At 72.8% G+C, this 1,435-nt stretch carries 2 protein-coding genes; both read right to left on the reverse strand.

What is annotated here, in order from left to right:
* Positions 1-73: 73 nt before the first annotated feature.
* Positions 74-883 (reverse strand): SDR family oxidoreductase, encoded by an 810-nt coding sequence (locus tag PLL68_RS15165; RefSeq protein ID WP_324535531.1) that lies wholly within the window; start codon positions 881-883, stop codon positions 74-76.
* Positions 880-1,435: phenylalanine--tRNA ligase subunit beta-related protein (locus tag PLL68_RS15170; RefSeq protein ID WP_502910737.1), on the reverse strand; the 556-nt coding region annotated here is incomplete at its 5' end. The genes PLL68_RS15170 and PLL68_RS15165, both read right to left, overlap by 4 nt.

The following is a 1,435-nucleotide window of genomic DNA, read 5'->3' on the forward strand; positions in this document are numbered from 1 at the left end:
ACTGCAACCCGCTTCATGCTGCATGACTATACAGAGTCCCGCGACTCTATGCACAACATGCCCTCGAGAGGGGTCAGGCGAGGGGGTCGTCGGGGGTGTACGGCACGAGGCCCAGGGTGCGGTCTCGCTCCCCCAGCGTGTCGGCCCGCTCCCGCAGCGACTCCACCGTGTCGACCCCGGCGCGGACGAACCGCCCCGACCAGGCGTCGAGCTCACCCGAGGCCAGGGCGAGCACGAGATCGGTGACGTCCTCGGGCGCGGTCCACTCGGTGCGCCCGACGTGGGCGTGCATGGCCTGCGTCATGTCGGTGCGCACGACCCCGGGCATGAGGTCGAACGCCCGGATGCCGCGAGCCCACCCGGCGAGGTGGGTCGACCCCGTGATCCTCGCCAACGCCGTCTTGCTGACGTTGTAGGCGCTCGCGTCCAGCCCCGGGCGCAGCGCGGCACCGCTGTTGATGTTGATGATCCGCCCACCGCCCTGGTGCAGCATGGCCTCCCCGACGAGCCGGGTCATGAGGTACGCCCCGAGCACGTTGACCTCCTGGACCTGCCACCACTCGTCGGGGTCGGAGGCGAAGAGGTCGACCTCGGTGTCGATGACGCCGGCGTTGTTGACGAGCACGTCGATGCGCCCCTGGCGCTCGAGGATCTCCGCGACCCAGGCGCTGACCGCCGCCCGATCGCTCACCGGGGCGGTCGCGGTGGACCCGCGCTCGACGGAGTACCCGGCATCCTCCAAGGCGTCGGCGACGTGGCGGCCGATGCCGCGCGACGCGCCGGTGACCACCGCGACGAGGTGCCCGCCCCGACCGTCGTCGGTGACGGGTTCGGGGGTCACCTCACCGTCGTCGTCGACCGGCACCTCGACGGGGGTGCTCACGCGCGCTGCACCGCTCCGACGGCCTTCGCCGCCGCCGCCAGGGCACGGTCACGCAGGCCGCTCACCTCGTCGGTGGTCAGCGTACGGTCCGGCGCCCGGAAGGTGAGCCGGTAGGCCAGGGACTTGCGCCCCTCGCCGACCTGGTCGCCGCGGTAGACGTCGAACAGGGTGAGGGACTCCAAGGTCTCCCCGGCACCACCGCGCAGCGCCTGCGCCACCCGTGCCGCCGGGACGTCCTCGTCGATGACGACGGCGACGTCACTCTGCGCGAGCGGGAAGGTGTGCACCGTGCGGGCCTGTGGGGTCCCTTCCGAGGCCGTCGTCAGCACGTCGAGGTCGAGCTCGCCGCCGACCGCCCGGGCCGGCAGTCCGAGGGCGGCCACGGCCTTCGGGTGCAGCTCACCGACGTGACCGACGAGGGTCCCGTCGCTCAGCGTGATCCGGGCACAGCGGCCGGGGTGGAACGGGGCCGCGGTGTCGGCCACGACCTCGATCGCCACCCCGAGGGCCTCACCGAGGGTGCGCGCGAGGTCGACGACGTCGGTGACGTCG

This window comes from Ornithinibacter sp. (assembly GCF_035443565.1).
Lineage (GTDB): Bacteria > Actinomycetota > Actinomycetes > Actinomycetales > Dermatophilaceae > Fodinibacter.